Source organism: Paraburkholderia caribensis (genome assembly GCF_002902945.1).
GTDB classification, from domain to species: domain Bacteria; phylum Pseudomonadota; class Gammaproteobacteria; order Burkholderiales; family Burkholderiaceae; genus Paraburkholderia; species Paraburkholderia caribensis.
The window spans coordinates 1,414,753-1,435,805 of the sequence record NZ_CP026102.1; the positions used below are offsets into that span (position 1 = coordinate 1,414,753).

General features: G+C 64.0%; 21 protein-coding genes. 6 read left to right on the forward strand and 15 right to left on the reverse strand.

Annotation, left to right across the window (positions count from 1 at the left end):
• Window positions 1-62: 62 nt before the first annotated feature.
• The 3 genes from C2L66_RS22795 to C2L66_RS22805 form a co-directional block, all read right to left on the reverse strand.
• On the reverse strand, window positions 63-1,391 hold the full coding sequence (locus tag C2L66_RS22795) for a sensor histidine kinase (RefSeq protein WP_060606583.1): 1,329 nt from the start codon (window positions 1,389-1,391) through the stop codon (window positions 63-65).
• Between the two features lie 263 nt (window positions 1,392-1,654).
• Entirely contained in the window at window positions 1,655-1,963 is a 309-nt protein-coding gene (locus tag C2L66_RS22800) for a DUF4148 domain-containing protein (RefSeq protein WP_054934878.1), read from the reverse strand.
• A 108-nt stretch (window positions 1,964-2,071) separates the two neighbouring features.
• On the reverse strand, window positions 2,072-2,350 hold the full coding sequence (locus C2L66_RS22805; RefSeq protein WP_060607313.1) for a hypothetical protein: 279 nt from the start codon (window positions 2,348-2,350) through the stop codon (window positions 2,072-2,074).
• 322 nt (window positions 2,351-2,672) lie between these two features.
• Between C2L66_RS22805 and C2L66_RS22810 the strand changes: the two genes are divergently transcribed.
• The 3 genes from C2L66_RS22810 (at window position 2,673) to C2L66_RS22820 (ending at window position 4,565) form a co-directional block, all read left to right on the forward strand.
• The gene (locus C2L66_RS22810) at window positions 2,673-2,858 is read left to right on the forward strand and encodes a DUF3563 family protein (RefSeq protein ID WP_054934914.1); all 186 of its coding nucleotides are present in this window, start codon (window positions 2,673-2,675) and stop codon (window positions 2,856-2,858) included.
• Between the two features lie 42 nt (window positions 2,859-2,900).
• Window positions 2,901-3,356 carry a tellurite resistance TerB family protein gene (locus C2L66_RS22815; protein WP_060606579.1) on the forward strand — a complete coding sequence of 152 codons (456 nt, stop codon included), beginning with the start codon at window positions 2,901-2,903 and terminating at the stop codon, window positions 3,354-3,356.
• A gap of 258 nt (window positions 3,357-3,614) precedes the next feature.
• Window positions 3,615-4,565, forward strand: a complete 951-nt coding sequence (locus tag C2L66_RS22820) for a TauD/TfdA dioxygenase family protein (RefSeq protein WP_060606577.1) — start codon at window positions 3,615-3,617, stop codon at window positions 4,563-4,565.
• A 28-nt stretch (window positions 4,566-4,593) separates the two neighbouring features.
• On the opposite strand, the gene C2L66_RS22825 is transcribed toward C2L66_RS22820, so the two are convergent.
• The 5 genes from C2L66_RS22825 to C2L66_RS22845 all read right to left on the reverse strand — a co-directional run bounded on the left by C2L66_RS22825 (window position 4,594) and on the right by C2L66_RS22845 (window position 10,570).
• Window positions 4,594-5,706 carry a J domain-containing protein gene (locus C2L66_RS22825; RefSeq protein ID WP_060606574.1) on the reverse strand — a complete coding sequence of 371 codons (1,113 nt, stop codon included), beginning with the start codon at window positions 5,704-5,706 and terminating at the stop codon, window positions 4,594-4,596.
• Between the two features lie 169 nt (window positions 5,707-5,875).
• A complete protein-coding gene (locus C2L66_RS22830) occupies window positions 5,876-6,874 on the reverse strand; it encodes an O-fucosyltransferase family protein (RefSeq protein ID WP_054934882.1) in 999 nt (332 codons plus the stop codon).
• A 413-nt stretch (window positions 6,875-7,287) separates the two neighbouring features.
• Window positions 7,288-7,500: a hypothetical protein gene (locus C2L66_RS22835; protein ID WP_007743864.1), complete on the reverse strand. Its 213-nt coding sequence runs from the start codon at window positions 7,498-7,500 to the stop codon at window positions 7,288-7,290.
• Window positions 7,501-7,673: 173 nt separating this feature from the next.
• Complete coding sequence (gene pstS, locus C2L66_RS22840; protein WP_060606572.1) at window positions 7,674-8,705, reverse strand: phosphate ABC transporter substrate-binding protein PstS; 1,032 nt, start codon at window positions 8,703-8,705, stop codon at window positions 7,674-7,676.
• A 389-nt stretch (window positions 8,706-9,094) separates the two neighbouring features.
• On the reverse strand, window positions 9,095-10,570 hold the full coding sequence (locus tag C2L66_RS22845) for an aminotransferase-like domain-containing protein (RefSeq protein ID WP_054934884.1): 1,476 nt from the start codon (window positions 10,568-10,570) through the stop codon (window positions 9,095-9,097).
• Between the two features lie 216 nt (window positions 10,571-10,786).
• Between C2L66_RS22845 and C2L66_RS22850 the strand changes: the two genes are divergently transcribed.
• Complete coding sequence (locus C2L66_RS22850; RefSeq protein ID WP_060606570.1) at window positions 10,787-11,158, forward strand: hypothetical protein; 372 nt, start codon at window positions 10,787-10,789, stop codon at window positions 11,156-11,158.
• A gap of 38 nt (window positions 11,159-11,196) precedes the next feature.
• On the opposite strand, the gene dinB is transcribed toward C2L66_RS22850, so the two are convergent.
• From dinB to C2L66_RS41295, 7 genes are all read right to left on the reverse strand, one after another.
• The gene (dinB, locus tag C2L66_RS22855; RefSeq protein WP_060606568.1) at window positions 11,197-12,351 is read right to left on the reverse strand and encodes a DNA polymerase IV; all 1,155 of its coding nucleotides are present in this window, start codon (window positions 12,349-12,351) and stop codon (window positions 11,197-11,199) included.
• A 180-nt stretch (window positions 12,352-12,531) separates the two neighbouring features.
• Entirely contained in the window at window positions 12,532-12,837 is a 306-nt protein-coding gene (locus C2L66_RS22860; RefSeq protein ID WP_060606564.1) for a hypothetical protein, read from the reverse strand.
• Complete coding sequence (locus C2L66_RS22865) at window positions 12,834-13,103, reverse strand: hypothetical protein (RefSeq protein WP_060606561.1); 270 nt, start codon at window positions 13,101-13,103, stop codon at window positions 12,834-12,836. The genes C2L66_RS22860 and C2L66_RS22865 overlap by 4 nt, the downstream gene beginning before the upstream one ends.
• A 187-nt stretch (window positions 13,104-13,290) precedes the next feature.
• On the reverse strand, window positions 13,291-14,475 hold the full coding sequence (locus C2L66_RS22870) for a porin (RefSeq protein WP_060606558.1): 1,185 nt from the start codon (window positions 14,473-14,475) through the stop codon (window positions 13,291-13,293).
• A gap of 110 nt (window positions 14,476-14,585) precedes the next feature.
• Window positions 14,586-17,039, reverse strand: coding sequence for a glycoside hydrolase family 31 protein (locus C2L66_RS22875; protein ID WP_060606554.1), 2,454 nt, complete (start codon window positions 17,037-17,039; stop codon window positions 14,586-14,588).
• 24 nt (window positions 17,040-17,063) lie between these two features.
• On the reverse strand, window positions 17,064-18,359 hold the full coding sequence (locus C2L66_RS22880; protein WP_060607310.1) for an MFS transporter: 1,296 nt from the start codon (window positions 18,357-18,359) through the stop codon (window positions 17,064-17,066).
• Window positions 18,360-19,059: 700 nt separating this feature from the next.
• Complete coding sequence (locus tag C2L66_RS41295) at window positions 19,060-19,230, reverse strand: hypothetical protein (RefSeq protein ID WP_167352369.1); 171 nt, start codon at window positions 19,228-19,230, stop codon at window positions 19,060-19,062.
• Between the two features lie 274 nt (window positions 19,231-19,504).
• Between C2L66_RS41295 and C2L66_RS22890 the strand changes: the two genes are divergently transcribed.
• Window positions 19,505-20,263, forward strand: coding sequence for a glutathione S-transferase family protein (locus C2L66_RS22890; protein WP_060606552.1), 759 nt, complete (start codon window positions 19,505-19,507; stop codon window positions 20,261-20,263).
• Window positions 20,264-20,386: 123 nt separating this feature from the next.
• Window positions 20,387-21,025 carry a LysE family translocator gene (locus C2L66_RS22895; RefSeq protein ID WP_054934893.1) on the forward strand — a complete coding sequence of 213 codons (639 nt, stop codon included), beginning with the start codon at window positions 20,387-20,389 and terminating at the stop codon, window positions 21,023-21,025.
• Window positions 21,026-21,053 lie beyond the last annotated feature (28 nt).

The window sequence follows — 21,053 nt, forward strand, 5'->3', positions numbered from 1 at the left end:
ACAGTTCCCATCTTAGGCACGAAGAATTAGCAAAGAATGAGCGGCGCGGCTGATGACACCGCTTACGGCACCGAGGGAAAACCGATCGACGCGACGATCCCCGATTGCCCGTCCGCACGATTGCGCAGGCTCGCTGCGCCGCCGTACCGGTTCACGATGGCCTGCACGATCGACAAACCGAGCCCGCTGCCCTCGATCTGCGCATTGGCGCGGAAAAACCGGTCGAACACGCGCGGCAGCAGCGCCTCGTCGATGCCCGGCCCGTTATCGACCACTTCGATCCACACCATCCCGTCGCGCACCTGGATGCTCAGATCGACCTTGCCGCCATCCGGCGTGTAGCGGATCGCGTTGCTCACCAGGTTGCGCAGCGCGATGCCGATATCGGCGTCGTTGGCGCGCACGAAAGCGCTCGTCATCTCGTCGGCGCCGATGTCGATGCCGCGCTGCATCGCGATCGGCAGGACTTCGGCCACGGCGTCGACGACCACCTCCGACACGTCGACGCGCGTCAGCGTGTCCGCCTTCATCGGCGCATCGGCGCGCGCGAGCCGCAACAACTGCGCGATCATCCGGCCGCTGCGCCGGATCCCGCTTTGCAGTTCGCGGAAGCGCTCCTGGTTGCCGGGCGCGATATGCGGCTGCAGATTGTCCGCCTGCAACTGCAACGCGGTGAGCGGCGTGCGCAGTTCATGCGCCGCGTCGGCAATGAACTTCCGCTCGCTCTCGATGGACTGTTCGAGACGCCCGATCATGGTGTTGATCGACAGGATGAACGGGCGTATCTCCGTCGGCACGCCCGAGGTCGACAACTGCTCGAAATGCGCCATGTCGATGGCCTGTACCTGTCTGCCGAGCCGCGTCAGGCGCCTCAGTGCGCGCCGCACGACGAGCAGCACGGCGAGCCACACCAGCGGCACGAGCACGATCATCGGCCACAGCGTGTTCAGCGAACGCGCTTCGGCAAGCTCCTGGCGCACGCGCGAGCGCTGTGCGACCTGGACGACCATCGACGGCTCGCGCAATGTGTAAATGCGCCAGTTCTCGCCGTTCACCATCGCGTTCGAGAAGCCCGGCTCCGCATCGCGCGGCAACGCAAGCGACGGGTCGGTCGAGCGGTAAGGCGTATCGATGCCTTCCTTCCAGACCGTGAGATAGACGTCGCGCTCCGGCTGCGAACCGCGAGCGGGCGTGGTGGGCAGCGCATCGGCGAGGCCGCTGTGATAAAGGCGCGTGGCCACCTGTTCGAGTCGCAGATCGAGCAGCGCGCTCATGCCGGCTTTGGCAAGCTGCCATGAACTGATGCCCTGCACCACGCCGACGATGCTCACCAGCACACAGAGGGCGAGCACGAGTTGATTTCTGAGGGAGCGGATCTTGGGCATGGACATGGTCTGATGCGTGCCGTCCGGTGAGAGTTGTGCAAACGGGATTGAACGCCGGGGCTGACGTGCCGCTTCGGCGCCGATAGCGGCGTGCCCGTTCGGCGAGCCTTCCGGCGAGCCTCTCGGCGAGCCTTTCGGCGAGCCGATTCTACACCGCACAGCACACGCTTCTGGTTGCAAAGACAATGATGCGGGCGCGCAGAATTATCTGCGCGCCCGCGGGTTCATATCGGCTTGACCGGCTGCTTCGGCGGTGCCTCAGCGGCCGTTCAGTGACCGACGTAAATCGACTTCATCCCGACATCGTACTGAGGATGAAACGCCGCTCCGCTTTGCGATGTGCCGTCCGCGACGCCGCCATATCCGTCCCCGTGCTGTGCGTCGAGTCGCGCCTGCGCAGCTTCGAGGTTCGCTGGGTAGTGCGCCTTGTCGCCACTCGGGTTGTAGCCAGCGCTTTCCAGCTGCGCGAGTTGCGCCTCGACTTCGGCACGCGAAACGGGTGCCGTCGTTTGCGCAAACGAGGCGATGGGCAGCGCGAGCAACACAGCGACTGCAGCCGTCTGAATGAGCGTTTTCATGATGTTTCCCTCCGGGTGATTGGCTCGATGAGCCTTGCGATGAAGTGGATCGTAGCGACCGAAAATTAGAAATAAATGAGCGCCCGTCATGGCACGCTCGCCGTTTGCCTAACGCCAGTAGCCGTAGCCGTAATAGCCGCGATAGGCATAGTGCGGATGCCCCCAGTAACCGACCATCACGGGCGGCGCATACACCGGCGCAGGCGGCGCGTAATACACGGGCGGCGGCACATACACGGGCAGCGGCGCGACGGAGACGACGGGCATGACAGGAACGACAGGCGCAACGGGTCCAATCCCGACGCCGACGAACACGTGTGCCTGCGCGGCGCTCACCAGTCCCAGGCCGAGCGATGCGGCGACTGCAATGTGGCGAATCCCTTTCATGTTGTTCTCCTCGACGTTCGATGCCGTGTCAGTGATGCATCGGATGGTTCGCATTCTGCGCGCCGACAGTGAGCAAAGAATTAGCCTTTGAATCAGGCTCGAAACGGGTTATGGCACACCGTGACATAACGTTTCAGCGCATGTCCGGCGCACTCATTTCCGGCTAACTCACCCCGCCTACGATGCATTCCGTCGATGCAGCGTCATGGTCGAAACCGACGAAACGGCAAGCAGCACAAAGCCCGCGCATCGCCGTCACGCAGCCGTGCGGATCCCCATTTCGCCAGCGCGTTTCCTTATCGCACTACTGAAGGAGCACATCATGTTCAACCAGCTCGCACACCGTCTCGGCATGCTGTTCACGTCCTCGCGCGACAGCGAACGCGAAGCGTGGCTCGCGTCGTCGACCGATCTCGCCGATCTCGAACGCCGCCAGCGCATGCTCGACGACAGCAGCTATCCGTTTCACGTGCACTCGAACCTCGCGCCGCGCGACTGGATTGCGTGATGCGCCGCGCCGTCAATCGAATCGAAGCAAAGGAGAGATGAAATGCGTCACTATCGAAGCGACAGTCCCGAAGCAGCGGCCCGCATCGTGGCCGCCTGCCTGCTGTCGGACGGACACGTCGGCGCCGACGAGCTCGAAGCGCTGGAGCGTTGCGGGATGGAAGCGCGGCTGAAGATGAACCGCGGACAACTGCTCGGCGTCATGCAGCAGATGTGCGAGGACCTGACGTCGACGGCCTACCTGAACTGGGGCGACACCTGCCGCCTCGACCCTGCCGTGATTTTCTGTCTCGCGCAGGACATCAAGGACTGGCGCATACGCCGCGAAGTCATCGCGCTATGCAACGAAGGCGCGCACGCGGATGGACACCTGTCCGAAGGTGAAGCGGCGTTCATTCAACTGTTGCGCGCGGCGTGGCAAATACCCGAAGCCTGCGACATGCACGACACGCGGAGCTTGCGCCGCAAACTGAAGCTCGTTCCCGTCCAGCCGGGCTGAACTGCCGCGAGTTTGCTCTTAGACCACCGTGCTTTCCCGCCGACGCGTCCTGTGCCGAGGCGGGAAAGCATCGCGCGCATGGGTTCGACGGACAGCATGGAACGGTTGCCTGTTCCCCTCGGGCAAGCGTGCCGCTCGCATAGCACGAATCAACCTATCGATAGCGCAATCCGCCTGCACACCTTCGCACGAAATGTCAGTTCTCTTTGCGCGAGCGCGCTGCTTGAATGGACGTTCCCACTTACACGGAGACGTCAGATGTCGAATACGCAAGCGGGTTTCGCCCCATCGAACGCAGGCGCGATTGCCACACACGCTGCGCACGAAACGCTCGATCTACGCCGCGTCGCCGGCCGCATCGGCGCCGAGATTCGAGGCGTCAGACTGTCCGGCTCGATCGACGCGCAGACCTTCGATGCGATCCACGCCGCACTGCTGAAGCACAAGGTGCTGTTCTTTCGCGGCCAGCAGCATCTCGACGACACGGAGCAGGAAGCGTTCGCGCGGCGCTTCGGCGAGACCGTCGCGCATCCGACCGTGCCGTCCGTCGACGGCAGCCGCCATCTGCTCGAACTCGATTCGCAGCATGGCGCGCGCGCGAACTCATGGCATACGGACGTCACCTTCGTCGATGCGTATCCGAAGATCTCGATCCTGCGCGCCGTCGTGATTCCGCCGTACGGCGGCGACACGGTCTGGGCCAACACGGCGGCCGCTTACGAGAACCTGCCCGAGCCGCTGCGGCGTCTTGCCGACACGCTCTGGGCGCTGCACACGAACGCCTACGACTACGCCTCGTCGCACGTGAACGCCGACACCGAGCAGCTCAAGCGCTACCGCGAAGTGTTCACGTCGACCGTCTACGAGACCGAGCATCCCGTGGTACGCGTGCATCCGGAAACGGGCGAGCGCTCACTGGTGCTAGGCCATTTCGTGCAGCGCCTGAAGGGACTGTCGGCGGGCGACTCCACGCATCTGCTGCAGACTTTCCACGATCACGTCACGCGGCTCGAGAACACGGTGCGCTGGAACTGGACGCAAGGGGACATGGCAATCTGGGACAACCGCGCGACGCAGCACTACGCGATCAACGATTACGGCGACGCGCATCGCGTCGTGCGGCGCGCGACCGTGCACGGCGATGTGCCCGTCAGCATCGACGGGCGGCAGAGCGTGGTGCTGCGGGGTGCGGGCGCGACACTGCAATGAGCGGCGTGTTGCCAGCAGACAGCAATGGCTAAAAGTCGCCACGGCCGATCGTGGTCGGCTTTACGGTGCTGCCCGGCAACGCGTAGAGCGTGATGCTCACGTTGGTCGCGTCGACGCTGTTGCCGACGGCCTGTTCGCTGAGTTCGAAACCTTGCGACTTGTACAGGCCGCCGTCGTCGAGATTCTGATAGCGGACGTCGTACGCGCCCGGCGCGACGCCGATCAGCGTGAAAGTCTTTCCGGCCGGAACGAAGAAATGGCGAACCGGCTGGTCGAAGACCGACGCGTTGTAGACGAGCTTGCCGAACACGTCGAAGCGGTTGACGGAGTTGTCGACCGTCACCGACGAATGCCCGCCCGCCGCGCCCACTGGCATGCCGTCGAGATAGGACGGCTTCGACGGCCATGGCACGCCGTTCGGCGCGAGCGTTGGCCTCACGAACAGCGCATGCGAGACTGACGGATCGCTGCTCGCGACGGCCCCGTCGCCGGACCACGGCGATGTCGCCGCCTGTGCCGACGACATCGCTGCAAGCCCGCGCCGCTTGCCATCCGGGGACGTGGCGTCATCCGGCCCGGCATGACTGCGCGTACCGTAGGGCGAGCCGTACGAAGTCGTGTTGCGGGTGAACGGCCATGGCGTCGTCGATTCCGAAATCGCGACATAGCCGAAGAATGCGCAAACGCCGATCACCGTCCAGCTTCGCAGCGAAATCTTGCGCAGCGAAAAACCGGACGCCGCGCGCGGCTTTCGCTTCGCGGCACGCGGATCGATATGAGCCTGCGACGTCCATGTGCTGGAACGCGGCGGAACTTCGCGCCGGCTCTGCGCGGCGGCCGACTGCCAGTTCGTCCGCTGCGACGCGGGCGCCGGCTGACGCGGCGAGCGTTGCAGCGCAGCCGCTGCGGCCGCTTCGCGTTCCTTGCGCGCGAGCCATTCGTCGTGCTCCTTGCGTTGCACGGGGTCGCTCAGAACCGCATAAGACGCGTTGATGATCTTCATCACCCGCTCGGCATCGGGATCGTCGATCCGCCGGTCAGGATGATATTTCTGACTCAAGGTCTTGTAGGCCGCGCGGATCACCTCTTGAGGGGCGTCCCGCGAGACTTTCAGATTGTCGTAGTGGCTGTGAATCTTCACGCCCTTCCCCGATTTGCCGTGCTGGTCTTTTATGATGATTCTACGCGAGCGCCGACCTGCCGACCGCTCGCGAACGCGGCCGGAAGCCGGCTTTTCTATCGCCGTTGTGGGCCAGGCCGCATTTCGCGCAGCGCCCGGCCGTATTGCATTGCGGCATGCGCCGCGCCGTTCAGGCCGTTTTCTGATCCTGCAACCGGACGTCCGCCTCTCCCGTCGTTTCACGGCGCTGTTGCTGTTCGTTCCAGATCTGGCTGTCCGGGAACCAGAATGCGCCTTCGCGCGGCGGCACGGCGAGTTTAACCGGAAGCGACAGATTGAACATTTTGGACCAGGCGGACAAATACGACGGGGTCTTAACCAGATAGCCGCAACTCGCGAGGAGCAGACTCGCGACCAGCGCCTCGCGTCCGATCGCCAGTCCCGGATGACCGCTGAAGTGCACGGGCGTGCTACCCGTTGCGAGCAGTCGCGCGGGCGCGACGCTGACGGGCACGGGAAACGCCCATTTGACGAAGTAATCGATGAACGCCTGCTCGTCGCTCGACACGAAAATGTTGGTCAGTTGCGGCTCTTCGGCCAGCGTCTTCTCGACCAGACGGCAAAACGCCTCCCACGCGATGGTATGCGCTTCGGCCTTCTTGTCGGTGCCGCGAAAATGCACGCCGAGCGTCGACGCGCCGATGCCGAGGCGCTTGCGGATCGCGTCCACTTCGTCGCGGATCGGCGCAGCGGGCTGGTAGTAAGAGCGGAACAGCGCGCTGGCGTGCCGCAGATCGAGCCTTGGCTCATAACGCCGGCGAAATCCGAGCCCGCCGAGATCGCGCACGACCGACGTACGCAACCGCACGCTCGACGACGGCAGCGGCGCCGCCCCAATGGTGTCGAAGTATTCTGAGAACCAGTCGACCTTGCCTTCGGCGTCGCCGTAAATTCCGCCGCGCGCGGAAATGAGCGGCGTGAGGCGCTTTTCCTCGCAATACATCAGGATGAACAGCACCATCTGCATCACTGAAAAGAAGCCGGAGTGCGCGCGAATCTCGATCGCAAAGTAGCCGCGGTTCAAACGCTGTTGCGCGTGCAACGTGATGCGGCCCGGTGTGCTGATCGAATGTTTGAAGCGTTCGCTGCGTCGGATGTGTCTCGCGATGTCGATCAACTTGTTCAACATGCCACGTCCCTCTCGTGCGCCGGGCAGCCCTTCCCGGCAAGCCGTCTGTGTTCGAAGAAATCAGGCACGTTGCGGCGCGGTGTGCGACGCAAGCGAGGCGTCCAGCATGCAGGCAGGTCCTGCCGCACCTCGCTCGTCATGGCTAACGGGCCGCTTGCCCGATGCAATATCAGCCAGCAAATAGACGTGTTGCGTCACGCGCCATCTTATCGGGCATAAACGCGATGGTCGAGCGTCGCAAAATTGACTGTGTGCGAAGTCATACACTCGGCAGTTCGCGCTGCTAATCGTATGAACTTATCGGGCGGCGGGATGGGGATGAAACTGATGAGCGGGTTCGCGACGGTCCGCCCGCTTCACGCGACGCGCGCTGCGCGTCGCGCCTAAGCACCAGCGGAACGCAGGATGCGGGATCAACCTTTCATGTCGACCCAGATGCGGCCCCAGGCGGTCGCGTACCTGAGCGCCTGTTCGCCGTCGTAGAAGTAGTCGAGGGCGTTGAAGATGCGGGCCGGCAGGCCCGGTTTTTCGATGATCAGATCGGCGGCGTGCAGGCCGTCGTCGCGAATTGCGGCGCTGGCTTGCAGGCGATAGCCACGGTGTGTGGTCAGCATGGGAATGGTCATGAATGCGTCTCTGGCTTCAATCGGGATGGCTGGCGCTGCGCGCGGCCGACGCCGTGCTTCACGCCCGTCCCGATTGCTCTCAGGCCAGCATTCGCATTATCGCGACGCCCCGTTACTGTTCAATGACGGCTGCCGTTCTCGCGCACTGGTACGCTTTTATGCGTTTAATCTGATCAATCGGCGATTGGCTTACCGGATGCGTCCTTGACCTTGGCCTTCCATTGCGTGCGGATTTGCGACACGACGCCATCCGGCAGCGGGATGTAGTCGAGTTCCTGCGCGGTCTGGGTGCCGTTCCTGAACGCCCAGTCGAAGAACTTGAGCGTTTCCTTGCCGTGATCCGGCTTGTCCTGCGACGCATGCACGAGCACGAAGGTGGCGCCGACCACGGGCCATGCATCCTTGCCGGGCTCGTTGGTGAGGATCTGATAGAACGACTTCGACCAGTCCGCGCCTGCTGCCGCGGCCTTGAAGCTGTCCGTCTTCGGCTCGACGACGGCGCCCGCCGCGTTCTTCAGTGACGTGTAGGTCATCTTGTTCTGCTTCGCGTACGCCCATTCGACGTAGCCGATCGCGCCCGGCAGCCGCTGCACGAACGCCGCAACGCCGTCGTTGCCCTTGCCGCCCGTGCCGGTCGGCCAGTTGACCGTCGTGCCTTCGCCGACTTTGCTTTTCCACTCGGGGCTCACCTGCGCCAGATAGTGTGTCCAGATGAAGCTCGTGCCCGAGCCGTCCGCGCGACGCACGACGGCGATGTCGGTATCGGGCAGCTTGACGCCGGGATTGAGCGCGGCGATGGCCGGGTCGTTCCACTTCTTGATCTTGCCGAGGTAGATGTCGCCGAGCAGCGGACCGGAGAGCACCAGCGCGCCCGGCTTGACGCCCGGCAGATTGACGACGGGCACCACGCCGCCGACCACGGTTGGAAACTGGAACAGGCCGTCTTTCGCGAGTTCGTCGTCCTTGAGCGGCGCGTCGGAGCCGGCGAAGTCGACGGTCTTGGCGAGCACCTGCTTGATGCCCCCCGACGAGCCGATGCCCTGGTAGTTGACCCGGCCGCCGCCCGTTTTCTGGTACGCGTCGGCCCATTTGGTGTAGATCGGGGCCGCGAAGGTGCTGCCTGCGCCCGTGACGTCGGCCGCGTGCGCGACGGAACCGGACAGTGCGCCGAGCAGGCTGGCGGCTGCAAACAGAGCGATTTTCATGGTTTGCCTCCTGTCGACGGGCGTTAGCGCTTCAGCGCTTACGCCCGTCCCATGCCGTGTCGGCCGGAGTTGGCGCTTTAGCGCCTACACCGGCCCCACGGCGAGTCGACGGGCGTTGGCGCTTTAGCGCCTACACCGGCCCCACGGCGAGTCGACGGGCGTTAGCCCTTCAGCGCTCACATCCGTCCAATACCGTGTCGGCCAGAATTGGCGCCTCAACGCCTGACTCAAACCCACGCAAGCGAGTTGCTGAAAGCTTTGTATGGGATGCTTTTCGAAGTTAGTCGCGCATCGTGACAAAGCGGTGACGGATGCACCAGTCGTCGGAGCGCAGTTCGCATTGACAAGTCCGCACACGCCTGGCGCGCCTTCCCAACGCGTCCCGGCCGTCAGGCGACTTCCCCCGCGAGGCGTCCGAGTTGACGAAGCGCCGCGTCCATCCGTTCATCGAACGGCCCCGGGCAACTGAGGCGGATAAAAGAGCGAAAGCGCTCCGAGTTCGAAAATATCGAACCCGGCGCAATCCGGATACCGTGCGGCAACGCAGCTTCAAAAAGCGCATCCGACGACTTGCCATCCGGCAGTTCGACCCACAGCAGCAGCCCGCCAGGCGGCAGGCTCAGCCGCGTGCCAACGGGAAAATACCGGCTGATCGCGTCGGCGCTCGCCTCGCGCTGTACGCGCAGCTTCTCGCGCAACCGGTGCAGATGCCGGTCGTACGCGCCCGAGCCGATGAACTCCGCCGCGACGAACTGCGCCAGCGACTCGTTGTTCCGCGTCTGCGCGAATTTCAGCAGCCGCACGCGCGCATGCCAGCGCCCCGACGACATCCAGCCGAGCCGCATGCCCGGCGCGAGCACCTTGTTCAGCGACGCGCAGTAGATCACGCCGCCGTCGCGATCCCAGGCCTTCAACGGCCGCGCGGGTTCCGTCGATTCGATCAGCTCCCGATACGGCTCGTCCTCGATCAGCGCGACGCCACGGCCCGCGCACAGCCGCACGAGTTCGGCCTTGCGCGCGTCCGGCATCACGCAGCCGAGCGGATTCTGCAGGTTCGGCACGACGACCAGCGCCTTGATGTCCGGGCACGCGGTCAACGCGATGTCGAGCGCTTCGAGCGACAGGCCCGTGGTCGGGCTGGTCGGTATTTCGAGCGCGCGCAGCCCGAGACTTTCGAGTATCTGCAACAGCCCGAAAAACGCCGGCGATTCGACGGCAATCGTATCGCCCGGCTGCGCCACGGCACGCAGCGCCAGGTTCACCGCTTCGACGCCGCCGCTCGTCACCAGCACATCGTCGGGCGAGGCCGTGACGCCCGTCGACAACGCACGCCTGGCGACGGCCTGCCTCAACTCCGCCGCGCCGCCGTCTTCGCCGACCTCCGTCAGCAGCGTCGGCCGATGGCGCAGGATGCGTGAAGCGAGCGCCTGCAGCCGCGCGGTCGGATAAAGCGCGGCGTCGGCCGTCGCGCCGCCGAGATTGAGCGCGTCCGGAAAGGCCTGAGCCCGCTCGATCACGCGCGAGATGCGCTCGTGCAAGCCGACGTAGCGCGCCGGCTCAGCCAACGCGGCAATGTCCGGCTCCGCAACGGCCGCCAGTTTCGAAGCGGGCGCGCGCCGCACGAAGTAACCCGCACGCGGCCGCGCCTGCAGCCAGCCGCCGTCTTCGAGACGGCGAAACACCTGGATCGCCGTCGACAGACTCACGTGGTGCTGGCTCATCAACGCGCGCACCGACGGCATGCGGTCGCCGGGCGCGAGCGTGCCCGACGCGATCACCCGGCGATAGTGCTCAGCGAGCCGTTCATAGAGCGGCGCGCCCGTGTCGGGCGGCGCGAGAAGAGGTTCATCGTTCAGCAAGATCATCCTTCGGATCGTGCCTGCTGCGTGGATAGATCGCCAGATACAGACCGTGGCAATTCAGACGGAAACAGGGCAACCAAACCGGCGCCTGTATCGGTACAGATTCTAAACGCGTGAGTCTGTTGCGGTCCGATGACTGTCTTTACGCTTTCGACATGTGGCCCGCCGAACCTGCTATCGCTGGGCCGATCCGTTGACTGCTTTCGGACTGAGTTCTCGATGAAACCCTTCGAACACCGATACGCCCCCGGCCAGATCCACGCCGCATGGTTCAGATGCGGCAGCGCGATCGTCGCGCTGGAAGGCACGCTGCGACTGACTTACCGCGATGCATCGCTGGATTGGCTGCTGGGCGACGCACCCAAGGTGACGGTCACGCTTTGCGAAGGCGACTGCCATGTGCTGCCGTATGAAGCGTTCGTCGAGGTCCTCGCGAGCGGGCAGCGTGCCGCCATTGCCCGCATCGATACGGGGCCGCGAGGATGGCCGATGGCCGCGACGATCGGGCGCTGGCTCGTTTCGCGCTGGCTCGTTGCGCGCTCGCTCGTTGCGATTAGCCGCTTGAGCGGCGCACTGTTTCGGCGAGGTTGAAGCGGTGGCGTTGGGGATGCGCGCGCTGCTGTCGCAACTCAAGCCGTGAATGGCAGTTCGGCCTGTATGGGCAACGGCGGAGCCTGCTCGCTCGCGAGTGAGAGCCCGCTCACGCGCACGCCGAGCAGCCGCAGCTTGCGTGTCAGCGCGACGCGTTTCAGGCACTCGGTTGCGGCGCGCCGGATCGCTGCCGCGTCCGAGGTCGCGGCGGGAATGGTCAGATCGCGCGTGACTGTGGAGAAATCGTCGAAGCGCAACTTGATGCCGATTGTGTGTCCGACGTAGCCCTTGCGCTGCAGGTCCTCCGCGACGCGCACGCACAGACGCGTGAACGACTCCGACAGCGCGGGCCGGTCATGGCGCGGATGCAGGTCGCGTTCGAACGTCGTCTCGCGGCTCATCGACTTCGGCTCGGATTCGACGACGACAGGACGCTCGTCGCTGCCTTGCGCGACATGTGTGAGCCATGTTGCGTATTTGAGTCCGAAGTTGGCCTGCAGCAGATCGGGCGCAGCATGCGCCAGATCGCCGACCGTGTTGATACCGAGCGCGGCCAGCCGATCGCTCGCCTTCGGTCCGATACCGTTGATCTTCCGCGCGGCTAGCGGCCAGATGCGCGTGGGAATGTCTTCTGGCGTCAGGATGGTGAGACCGTCCGGCTTGTCCAGCTCGGAGCCGATCTTCGCGAGCAGTTTGTTCGGTGCGACGCAAATCGAACACGTCAGGCCTGTTGCGCCATGTACGGCCTGCTTGATGCGCGAGCCGATGTCGGCGGCATCGCCCGGTACGTCCGTGAGGTCGATATAGATTTCGTCGATGCCGCGATCTTCGATACGCGTCGTGAACCTGGCCACTTCCGCCTTGAAGAGACGCGAGTAATGACGGTAGGAATCGAAGTCGGTAGGCAGCAGAATCGCGTCCGGCGCGAGTTGCGCGGCCTTCATCATGCCCATTGCCGAGAACACGCCGAATGCGCGCGCCTCGTAGGTCGAAGTCGTGACCACCCCGCGACCCGCGTAGTCCTTCAGCTTCGCAAAACGGCGCGTGCCGTCAGGCAAGGTTTCCGGTATCGCATTGCGCCCGCCGCCGATCACGACGGGCTTGCCACGCAACTCCGGATAGCGCAGCAATTCGACGGATGCGTAGAACGCGTCCATGTCGAGATGCGCGATACGGCGGACGATGACACTCATGTTGCGTGATGCGGTTGGCGAGGGAGGACTGTGGTTGGTGCACGCGACGCCGGATTATTCCGCCTGCGCCGCTCACGCGAGCCACGGCGCGACAAACGGCCAAGGGGCAAGGGGCAAGAACAAGCAGTTTAGCAAGTTGCCCGCGCGACATGGATGAAGCGCCCGCCGCCTTTGCATCCGTCAAACGCGAAACACATTGCCATCCGGACCGATCTTGCGTGGGATGCTTCTGTTGCCGAGCCGCTTTGTCGCCACCACCGACGAAGCGCTGTGCCCCGCCTGTACGCTGCCGGGCTCGGTGACCTTTCTCGCAAGCCTTGGCGCTCCCGGCTTTTGCGCATGCGGACGCAATGGCTTTTGCACGGCCCGGGCCGCCGAATGACCCCGCGCTTCCGGCGGATTCCAGATTTCGACGTACTTTTCCGCGTGCGCCGCAGAAGTCAAAACCAGCGCAATGATCCCGACGCACAGACGACCTGCCTTCATCGCTCACTCTCCTTGCCTGGAACTTCCTGACGGGCTTCGCTTGCCGGGGTGCGCGCAGGATCTTGCGCGAAGGCATGTGTCACTGCCGGGCGCGCCGTGCCGACGGACCGGCCATTCTCGCATGCATAGAACGTGGGCTCCCCCGCTTTCCCGCGACGGATCGCCTCGTCGATCTCCCACTCGCCGAACGCCGACTTCAGGTCCGCGACAAACGCCGCGATCTCCGGCATCGGATGACCGGCGGGTTGATGCACACGCATTTCCATGACGCACGCTCCTCTTGAATCGCATGCCGATACTGTATATTCATACAGGCTTTTGCGCAATTGATATGCGGCATTCGCGGTCCGAACGGCGCACGAAAAAACGCCGGGTCGTCGCAATCTCGCAACGCCCGGCGTCAAGTCGTGATGAATCGCGGCAAATCGCTTGCCGCGTTCAATGAAAACGTGGTCAGAACGCGTGACGAATACCCACCATGCCAACGAACTGCGACGGTCCCGACGAAGGCGTCGTGTTCTGCGAATCGCCGACGACAGCCACCGCGTCCGCGATCTTCACGCCCGAACCCGACGCGATCAGCGACTTGCCGCGCGCCAGTTGGTACGCCTCGAGTGCGTAGAACGTGGTGCGCTTCGACAGGCTGTAGGTCTGCTCCAGCGAAATCTGGTGATACTGCGCCGGGTCGTCGATCCCGTTCGCCTTGCTTGCGCGCGTGTAGCTATAGCCGATCCCCGCGATCACCGACGGCGTGAACCGGTAGGTCGCGATCGCGCCATACGTGTTGAACACTGCCTCGCTCGCGAACAGCGAGCGCGAACCGGGCGCGTACTGCACGTTCGAGTAGTTCACGCCGACCATCAGGTCGCTGATGTTGTAGCGGGCGGCCGCCGCGATCATCTGCGTGCTGCTCGCACTCGCGTAGCCGTTGTTGACGGGCGAATTGATCGCGAAGCTGCCGAGCGACTGGCTCGTCGTGATGTCCTTCAGCTTCACGTAGCCCGCCGCGACCGAGAACGACTGATAGTCGTAACGCAGCGCCGCGCTCAGATTGCTGCCGTTCGTCACGCTGCCCGGCACGCCGCCGAGCCCGTACTGCGCGGCGAATGTGAGCCCCGCGATATTCGGCGATGCATAGGTGATCGAGTTGTTGAAACGCAGCGTCGTGTCGAGCGCATCGAGATCGCCCGGATGGGCGCCCGTGGCGCCCGTCAGCACGCCCGTCGGGCCGAGCGCGCCGACCATGTTGAAGTAAGGCGTGTACTGGCGGCCGAGCGTCACCGTGCCGTACCTGTCATTGCTCAGGCCGACATACGCCTGCCGGTTGAAAAGGTTGCCCGCGCTGCTTTGCGCGCCCGTCAGTGAATTGAAGCCGCTTTCCAGGCGGAAGATCGCTTTGGTGCCGCCGCCCAGTTCCTCTGCGCCTAGCAGGCCGAACTTGCTCGCCTGCAGGTTGCCCTGGCTCATGTAGAAATTCGAATGGCCGCGCTGATTGCTGACATAGCTGAATGCGTTATCGACGACGCCGTACAACGTGACGCTGCTCTGCGCGAAAACGCCAGTCGACAGAACCGCGCCCGCGAGCGGCAGGCATGAGAGGGCCATTGCACGCGTGCGCGTGCATTTCAAAGTCTTCATTGCTGGTAGTCTCCTTGCGACGGAGCAGGCGCTTCAACGCTCTGCTCGCGTCCCATGCAACATGGTGGTGGATTGGATTGGCGACCTGCCGGTCGCGTCGTGTGTCGGATTTATGGATGCGCGAGACGCAGCGTCAGTCGGCGCCAGCCGCTCACGATTGAATCGCTGATCACTTCGCCGTTCGTGCAGATGGCCACGCGGGTCTCGGATGAAGGCACGCTGAGTCGCACGTCGTGTTGCTCGAACGGCATCTGCCCTTCCCGGTCGATAGCGATACGCAGTGTGGTGGCATCGCTTGCAATAGCGACCTTCCAGTGCCCTTGCGCGCCATCGCGCCATGCTTGCGTTTCGCCGTCGTCCTCGACACAACCGCCTTGCGCCGTCCCGGCGCCTTCAAATGGCAGCGCAATGAACGCGCGCTCATCAGCGGGTCGCGCAAAGTGCTGCTCCGCGACGTTCAACGGCATGACACCGCCTTCGCGCAGCAGCATCACGGGTTGCTCGAACGGCGCCGGCAGCGTCACGCCCTGCCCGCCCTCGAACACCTCGCCGCTCCAGTACGACGCCCAGCGCGCGCCCGCCGGCAGATACACGTCGCGCTTGCTTTGCCCTTGCTCCACGACAGGCGCAACGAGCAGCGACGCACCGAGCATCATGTCATCACCGTCCGCGAGGCAGCGCGGATCGTTCGGAAACTCCGCGAACAGCGGCCGCAGCACCGGTTCGTACGAACGGTGCGATTGCCACAGCAGTTCGTACAGATACGGAATCAGCCGATACCGCAGCTTGATGAGCCCGGCAATCTGCGCAGTCGCTTCGGGATACATCCAGGGTTCGTTGACGGTGCCGTCGTCGTTCCACGAATGGATGCTGAAACGCGGCAGAAAAATGCCGAACGCGACCCAGCGCAGCAGCAGTTCCGGCTCGGGCGCCGGACCGGAAAATCCGCCGATGTCATGACCGCTGTTCGACACGCCCGACATCGCGAGGCCAAGACCCATTTTCAGGTTGTAGCGCAGCGTCTCCCACGACGTGTAGTTGTCGCCGGACCACGTCTGCACATAACGATGCATGCCGACGCCGCCCGAGCGCGACACGAGGAATGGCCGCGTGCCGGGCGAGTGCTCGCGCTGCGCGTCGCGTGACGCGCGCATCATCAACTGTGTCTGCAGCACCTTGGCCTGGTGCGCCGGGAACGGCTCGCCGAAGCCCTGCGCGATCGCGTCGGGCGTCCAGATTTCGAACTCGTTGTTGTCGTTCCACGTCGATGCAATGCCATGGCGCAGCAGACTGTCCTTCACGCGTGCTTTCCACCAGTCGATGGTGGCGGGATTCGTGAAGTCGAGATACGCGCCCACTTCGTCCCAGAACTGAACCCATGCGGGCTCGCCGTCGCGGGATTCGATCAGCAACCCCGCCTGTGCGGCTTCGTCGAATGCCGGGTGATCCTGCAACAGGCACGGCTTGATGTTCGCGCACAGCTTCACGCCCTCGCGCAGATAGCCGTGCACGAAACCGTCGATGTCCGGAAATTTCTCGTGATTCCAGTTGAATATATAACGCTTCGCGCCAATCGACGTGTAGCCGGACGACAGGTGGAACGAATCGCACAGCACGTCATGCTCGCGGCAACGCGCGATGAATTCGCCCATCTTGTGTTGCGCGTCGGGCGCGTCGGTATAGCTCATCGTCGAGCCGGAATAGCCGAGGCCCCACTTCGTCATCAATGCGGGCCGGCCCGTGAGCCAGGTGAAGCGGCGCACCGCGTGCAGCGGCGTATCGGCCGACGCGATGAAGTAGTAGTCCAGGTCGCCATGCTCGGCGACGAAATGACGGTAGTGGCCGTGATAGTTGTCCAGTTCGCGGCCCATGTCGAAGCGGCAATCGGCGAGCGTGTCGTAGAACAGACCGAAGCCCATCGATGTTTGCGGCTGCCACGTCACGTAGAACGGGATGTGCTTGTATAGCGGGTCCGTGCTGCGCGCGCTATAGCCCATCGCGTCGATGTTGCGCATCTCGTAGCTCTGGTTCGCGCGGTCCAGCGTGCCGGCGCGTTCACCGAGGCCCACGTACATTTCGCCGCGCTGCCGTTCGACGTAGTGATAAACACGCTCGTCCCACCAGCCGAAGTTGTACGCCTGCGTCTTGCGGTCGTTCATCACGTCGTGCCACGCGCCGTCGCGCGCGATGGCCCACGAACAGAAGCCGCCGTCCAGCGCGACGGTCAGGCGGATCTGCGCCGTTTCGACGACCAGCCGTTGCGCGTCGCGCGTCGCGCTGAACACCGTCGGCCCGAAGCCGCTCGTATCGCGCCGGTCGCGGCCGTCGAGCGGCACGTCTTCCAGACCGGGCGCAATCGACCAGGTGCGCGGTCCGCGAAGCTCGCCCGTCGGCAGCACGAGCACGCGGATGATGTCGTCGGCGAGAACGAACAGTTCGATCCGCGCGCCATCGGCAGCGGACAACACGATCGGGTTGCCGGCTGGTACGGGAAGCGCTTCGGCGGGCGCTTCGGCGGGCACTTCAATGACGGAAAACTGCGGTCGGTTCTTCAACGTAGCCATGATGTGTTTCCAGGTCAGTCAAGTTCAGGCCGCGCTGCCCGCGCCGTTTTCGACGCGTTGCAGACGGGCGTCGCGCGACACGCCGCGCATCAGGATCACCAGCAGCGTCGCGCCGATCAGGTCGAACGCGCCGAGCGCGCCAAACAGCGGCGTGTAGCCGATCTTGTCGGCCAGCGCGCCCACCATCAGCGAAAAACCCAGCCCGCCGATCCACGCCGCCATGCCCGCAAAGCCCGCTGCGGTGCCGACTTCACCGGGTTCGAACACGTCGGCGGCGAGAGTGTTGACGAGCGCGGAAATCATCTGGTGCGCGAAGCCGCCGACGCAGAACAGCGCAATGGCCTCGTACGGCGAAGCGACCAGCCCGATGCACGCCGGACCGATCATCATGAATGCGCCCAGCACGACGCCCGCGATGCGCGACCAGATCAGCGGCACGCGCAGCCGCTTCATCAGGAACGGCGACAGATAACCGCCGAACAGACCGCCGAGGTCGGCTGCGAGGAACGGCAGCCACGCGAACATCGCGATCTGCTTCAGGTCCATGTGGCGCTCGGTGGCGAGATAGAGAGGAATCCAGAAGCTGAAGGTTTGCCAGGCCGGCTCGGCGAAAAAGCGCGCCTGCGCGATCGCCCAGAAACGGCGCGTGCCGAGCACTTCGCGGATGCGGCGTTTGTCCTGCCCATGGGCGGCGGGCGGCGTCTGCCCTTCGACGATGGCCGCGCGTTCTTTCTCGCTGATGCGCTTGTGGTCGGCGGGCGCGCGATAGAACACGTACCAGAGCGCCGCCCACACGAAACCCAGCGCGCCCGTCACGGCAAACGCGCTCTGCCAGCCGTAGCGCAGCGAGAGAAACACCACCAGCGGCGGCGCGAACAAGGAGCCGAGCGACGTGCCCGCGTTGAAATAGCCGACAGCCACCGACTTCTCGCGATTCGGAAACCACTCGGCAACCACCTTCATGCCGGCAGGAATCGCGACGGCTTCCGACAAGCCCATCAGACCGCGCAATGCGGCGAGCGACAGCCAGCCGCTCGCGAGACCATGCAGCATGCCCGTCGCCGACCACAGGCAGGCGAACAGCGCGAAGCCCAGACGCAGCCCGATCAGATCGATGATCAGGCCGCAGACCGGCTGCATGATCGTGTAGCCGATCTGGAACGCGCCGACGACATACGAATACTGCTGCGTGTTCATGTGCAGCAACGTCTTCAGCTCCGGCGCCATGACGCCGAGCGCGTTGCGCGACAGGTAGTTGACGATGGTCCCGAGGCACACGAGCGCGATGATCCACCAGCGCAGGCCAATGATTGTTCTCAAGTCAGTCTCCATTTCCTTGTACAGACCGGGTCCGAGGTTGGCCGGCGGTGTCGCTGACGGATGCGCGAATTCGAACATTCAATCAGCGTTTATCGTCGGTCATCGTATCACTCAAACGTCTGTCGGATACCAGGGAAAACCATGTAGTACACGGACTAGTCGCGACGACAGGCCCGTCAGATGGCCGTTCTGCGCAAATTACGGGCGGCTGTGTTGCGAAAGGACAAAACGCGGACCGCGCGCAGGATGTTCATTCGAACATCGGATTGTTCTCTTGTGCGCTAAAAGGAAGATTGGAACACTGGGAAATTGTCCGCAAGGTTGGGCGAGAGCGGTCCCATCGTGCTCAAAGTCTCGCAAAACGGGAAACAAGCCGGAGAAATAGCTATGCGGTCGGAAAATTCGTTGAGATACGTCGTCGTACAAGTATCGACAGTCGTACAGCGGCAAAAAATGAGCCGATACTTTCTTTTACCTTTCTTATTTCTTTCGATTTAGACTAGCGCCACCACCCAGAACACTACGGAGCGCTACATGGGGAATTTAGGAGGTTTCATGCAAGGTGCAGTCGCGTTGGGCGGCTGCATAGGACTATTCGCGACGGTCGTCTGTCTCGTCGAACTGTTCAGCGGCTGATCGCCGGATCGAGCGCTGGAGACCACATAGCAACAAAGAGCCGTCGCCAATCGACGGCTTTTTTTCACTCATGTTCGACGGCGTGGGCTTCTTCCATCGTCGACGCCCTCACCCGCTCGGCGAAGCTCTGCAGCGCCGCCAGCGATCCATGCACACTGTGATATTCCTGTCGACCGATCCGTGCTTCGAGCACGACCGTCATGCCTGCTTGTCGCGCTACATCGAGGATGTCCATTTCAATCTCCACCATTCGTCCGAACGCCTGAATCGCCTGGCGCCCTCGAAACCGGCGCGCCTTGGTATCTATTCTATGAATCCCTCGTCAAGCATCAATCGTATGCGCGGGGAATCTATGTTTGCGTGGCGACAACAATCCGCGCGTCGTGCTGGCACGAAAGTCCATGCGCGCTGAACTGGCCGGATTCACCTCGCGCACGCGTGCCTGTACGATCGCAGTTGCCAGCCACGCGCAGCGCACGCAGCAGCACAAAGGCGCATGAGAGGACGTCATGATCGTTTACAAGTTCGGCGACGGTTCCGGCGCAATGCCGCCCGATCTCAGTCCATTCGTCGTCAAGCTCGAAACGTGGCTGAGGCTGTCGGGCATTCCGTACGAAGGACGCATCGGCAAGCTCAACGCGATGCCGAAAAAAAAGCTGCCCGTCGCCGAGATCGACGGCGTGACGATCTGCGATTCGTCCGCGATCATCGCCTACCTGCAACGCCGCCACCCGAACGCACTCGACGACGCGCGGCTCGATCCGCAGCAGCGCGCGCGATCGGCCACGATCAAGGCGCTCTTCGAAACGCATCTGTATTTCGTGACCGTGTATTTTCGTTGGGCTGTCGAGCGCAACATGGCGGCCTACACGCCGCTTCTGATCGACTACGCGCGCCTCACGTCGCCGCCGCCCGTCCGCCCGCTGATCGGCATGTTCGCGCCGCTGCTGATGCCCGTGATTCGCCGCAAGGTGTTACGCCAGGCGTGGGAGCAAGGTACGGGACGGCATAGCTACGACGAAGTCGCGCAGATGGGCATCGAAGGCTGGCAGGCCGTCGCCGGTCTGCTCGGCGACCAGCGCTTCCTGCTCGGCGACGAGCCGACGACGATCGACGCCACCGGCTTCGCGTGGGTCCACACGGCAATCGCGCCGCCCTTCGACAGTCCCGTGCGCGATTTCGTCTCGCAGCATCCCGCCTTGATGGCGTATCGCGAGCGGATCGCCGAACGCTGCTGGCCCGACCTGACGCGAGCGCCGCGACGCTGAACGGGTGACGCTGTCATGAACCGTCAGTGCCGCTGGCCCGCCTTGCGCACCGCGAACTGTCTATTCCGCGCGACGCACGCAGCACCGACAATCTCCGCTAACCCCATTTTCCGCGCCCATCCCATGACCAGCCTTCCGATGCTCTCCGCGAACGTCCTGTTCGCCTACTCCGCGTATTTCGTCGGCACGGCAAGCCCGGGGCCGAGCAATCTGGCCATCATGTCGATCGCGTCAACGGACGGGCGCAAGGCCGCCTTCGCGTTCGCGGCGGGCGTCGTGTGCGGCTCGTGCTTCTGGGCGATGCTGGCGGCGCTCGGGCTGTCGGCGGCGCTGCTGGCGTTCTCGGGAGCGATGGTCGGGCTGAAGATTGTCGGCGGCTGCTATCTGCTGTGGCTCGCGTTCAAGTCGGGCCGCGCGGCATGGCAGCCGCGCGCTGCGCGGACGCAGGCGGCGGGCGGGCAACTGACGTTGCGCCGCATCTACACGCGCGGCTTGCTGCTGCATCTGACGAACCCGAAGGCGATTCTGGTGTGGATTTCGGTGGTGGCGCTCGCCTCGCCTGCGAACGGCGGCGCACCGCATATGCTGGCCATCGTCGCCGGATGCCTCGCGATCGGCATGCTGGTGTTCGGCAGCTATGCGGCGCTGTTCTCGACACCGCTCGCGCGCCGCGTGTACCTGTCGATTCGCCGCTGGCTCGACGGCGGCCTCGCGATCGTCTTCGGCCTCGCGGGTTTGAAGCTGTTGACCTCGCGCACCTGATCGCTCAGATCCCGCGCGCCTTCACGAC